The following is a 3,423-nucleotide window of genomic DNA, read 5'->3' on the forward strand; positions in this document are numbered from 1 at the left end:
CGGCAGCACACAGTGCGGTGACCCACTCGGGAATAGCGAAGGCCCGCATGATGACGAAGATCGCCAGCCCGGCAACCAAGACGCCAGGATCACTGCCGGGCCGGCCTGCTCGATGGCACCACCGGCCCCGTAGAACAGCCCGGTGCCGATCGCGCCGCCGATTGCGAGCATCTGGACAGTGCGGGCCGATAGGCCTCGTTCGTAGCCGAGGTCGGGTGTCCCGGTTTCGAACCTGGCCAGGCTCATTCGGATCTCTTATCACAAACTCGGCCGCGGAAAGGCGCGGCGCCGAGGTTCCCGGCGCGTCGCACGGACGTTGCCAACTGGGCGCCGACCCGTCGGTCTGTGGATGAAAGCGCCACTGTGGATAACTCCAGCACTGAACCAGCAGCGCGCCGGCGATGTCGGCAGCCCTGGCTATGCTCGCAACATGTTCGATACCGTCGCGGATCCGCTTGCCGCCGTGGGTGTTTGCTCGCCTGCGGAGATGGCCGGTCTGGATGCGGCTGCGCTGGTGACGGCGGTGGAGTCGTCGCACCGGTTGGAGTCGATGCTGATAGCGCGGCGGCTGGCAGCGGTGGCGGCGCTGCTGCGGCGCCGAGAAGACGCTGCCGACGCTGGGCCCGGATATGCCGTCATCGACGGGTTCGAGCAGACTACCGCCGAGGTGGCGGCGGCGATGAACCTGTCCCCGATGGCGGCCAGCTATCTGGTATCGCACGCTCACGCGCTCGATACCCGCCTGCCCAAGGTAGCGGCCCTGCTAGCTGAGGGCAGAACCGATTGGCGCACCGTGCGATTGATCATCAGCCGCACCGATTTGGTGACCGACGAGCAGCTGATCGCCAAGCTCGACGAATCGTTAGCGGCGGGTATCGCTAAGTGGCAGAGCGGGTCGCGGCAGCGCATCGTCAATGCGGTGGATGCTGGAGTGCGCCTCGCCGATCCCGACGCTGCCCGCGAGCGCCGCCAGGCAGCTGAGGACGAGCGCTACATCGCGACCAGTGCCACTGAACATGGAATGGCCGAGATCTATGGCACGGTCGCGGCGTCGGCGGCTGCGGCGTTCGACCGGCGGCTCTCGGAGTTGGCCAAGCAGGTGTGCCCGGCGGATCCGCGAGCGATAGATCAGCGCCGCGCCGACGCGTTGGCCGCGTTGAGTGAAGGGCGCGGATTGGCATGCAGGTGCGGGCGCTCGGAGTGTCCTCGTCGCAGTGATGCCCTCGAACGCGATCATGATCCGGGCGGCGCGCAAGTCGTCATCAACGTGGTGGCCAGCGAGCAGACGGTCTACGGCAACAGCAGTCAGCCGGGTTACCTGGAGGGCTACGGAGTCATCGACGCCGAGCAGGTCCGTGAATTGGCGGCAGCAGCTTCGCTGAGGCTCGCGCAATTACAGAGCACGCCTGACGAGGCGTTGCGCTATCAGCCGTCGGCGGCGCTGGAGCGCGCGATCCGTTGTCGTGGTTTGACGTGTCGGTTTCCCGGCTGCAGCCGTCCGGCGATGGTCTGTGACCTCGACCATACGATTCCGTTCAATCACGCGAACCCGCCGGCCGGCGGATTGACCGTGCCGTGGAACCTCAAATGCCCTTGCCGCCAACATCATCGGCTGAAAACCTTCGGCGGGTGGCGTGATAGTCAGTTGCGCGACGGCACGGTCATCTGGACCGCGCCGACCGGCCAAACCCATCGCACCGCCCCAGCCGGAGCAGACCTTTTCGCAACGCTGAACGCGCCGGCGTGCGCGGCGCCCCCAGCCAACCGGCGCAGCCGCTCCAAGGAGCGAGCCGCGCGAATTGCTCGGGCCCGCAAGCACAATCGCGAGCAGAGGCCAATCAACGAAGCGCGCCAGCAGCTCGAGGAGGCGCGCAAAGAAGAGATAGCTGCCCGCAAGTTGCGAAACCATATGCGCGGCACGCTGTTTCTGTTCAAAGGCCGACCGAGCACCAGCCCGTTTTGCACCTGGGTCAACGACCCTCGAGAACCCGAAGAACTGCCCCCGGATTGGCGACCGCCGCCGCTAGCACCCCTGCCCGAGGATCCCCCCTTCTGACGAACGTTAAGGTGCCAGTCATGCCGATCGCCAGAAGCGGGAAACTGTCACTGCGTTCTGTGCTGGCGGTGGTCGCGCTAAGTTGCACCGCAGCGGCAACGTCCGCTTGCGATTCCGGCACCGACCCGGTCGCGGACAATCCTCGCCACGTGACAGTCACCGGGCTGGGCAAGGTTCAAGGTGTCCCCGACACGCTGACCGTCGAGGCGAGCATCGAGTTCGTCGCCCCCGACGTGACAACCGCGATGAACCGGACCAACGAACGTCAGCAAGCGGTCATCACCGCGCTGAGCGACGCCGGTGTCGGCCGCCCGGACATCAGCACGACCGACGTCAGCGTGCAACCGCAGTACGGCGGCGGCGACGGGGCCATCACCGGTTACCGCGCCAGCAATTCGATCCGGGTCAAAATCCGCAAGCTGGAATCGGCGTCGCACGTGCTGGCGGTCATCGTCAGCGCCGGCGGTGACGCCACCCGGATCAATTCCGTGCGCTACTCCATCGAGGACGACTCCCAGTTGGTCCGCGACGCGCGGGCCCGGGCGTTCAATGACGCCAGGAATCGAGCCGAGCAGTACGCGCAGCTGTCGGGACTCCAACTCGGCGAGGTGATCTCGATCTGGGAGACCTCCGGCGCGCCGACGCCGACGCCGATGCCCCGCGCACCGATGGCCGCCACCGATGTTCCGCTGGAACCCGGCCAGCAGACGGTCAGTTTCACCGTGACCGCAGTCTGGGAACTGGGCTAGTCCTGATACACCCTGGGATCCAGGGTGCCGATATACGGCAGGTCGCGGTAGCGCTCGTCGTAGTCGAGGCCGTAGCCGACCACGAACTCGTTGGGAATGTCAAAGCCCACATAGGCGATGTCGACGTTGGCGCGCATCGCGTCAGGCTTGCGCAGCAGCGTACACACCCGAAGCGAACGCGGATGGCGGGTGGCGAGGTTGCGCAGCAACCACGACAGAGTCAGTCCGGAGTCGACCACGTCTTCGACAATCAGCACGTCGCGGTCGTTGATATCGCGGTCGAGGTCTTTGAGGATGCGCACCACGCCCGACTATGATTTTTAAGATCCGTAGTAGCTGTAGTTCTTGAATTCGAACTTGGTCGGCAGCGGAATCGCGCGTGCCAGGTCGGTGACGAACATGACCGCACCCTTCAGCACGGTGATCAACAGCAGATCCTGAGCACCGGGGGCATCGGTCACGCCGCGGTAGTCGTCGCCGATCATCGCGCCGAGCTCAGCGGTCCGGGTTTGGATCTGGTCTCCGGTCAGCAGCACCGATTTGATGTCGCCTGGGTACAGCTCACCGGATTGCGCTGCCACGACCACAGCGTGCCATGCCGCCCGGCCAGCCACCAAC

The 3,423-nt window shown here is 65.7% G+C and carries 2 protein-coding genes and 2 pseudogenes; 2 read left to right on the top strand and 2 right to left on the bottom strand.

The features are described from left to right. Positions 1 to 246: pseudogene (locus ACFE99_RS24175) on the bottom strand (hypothetical protein); the annotation flags it as partial. A gap of 241 nt (positions 247 to 487) precedes the next feature. Here ACFE99_RS24175 and ACFE99_RS24180 point away from each other — a divergent pair. Together ACFE99_RS24180 and ACFE99_RS24185 are read left to right on the top strand one after the other, a co-directional pair. After that, entirely contained in the window at positions 488 to 2,056 is a 1,569-nt protein-coding gene (locus ACFE99_RS24180; protein ID WP_375489293.1) for a DUF222 domain-containing protein, read from the top strand. 20 nt (positions 2,057 to 2,076) lie between these two features. Then, positions 2,077 to 2,805: an SIMPL domain-containing protein gene (locus ACFE99_RS24185; RefSeq protein ID WP_375489291.1), complete on the top strand. Its 729-nt coding sequence runs from the start codon at positions 2,077 to 2,079 to the stop codon at positions 2,803 to 2,805. Here the strand turns inward: ACFE99_RS24185 and hpt are convergent. Beyond that, positions 2,802 to 3,422, bottom strand: a pseudogene (gene hpt / locus ACFE99_RS24190) (hypoxanthine phosphoribosyltransferase). The gene ACFE99_RS24185 and the pseudogene hpt sit on opposite strands and share 4 nt — an antisense overlap. Between the last annotated feature and the right edge of the window lies 1 nt (position 3,423).

The sequence above is a fragment of the uncultured Mycobacterium sp. genome (assembly GCF_964249325.1).
In the GTDB taxonomy this organism is placed as follows: Bacteria; Actinomycetota; Actinomycetes; order Mycobacteriales; family Mycobacteriaceae; genus Mycobacterium.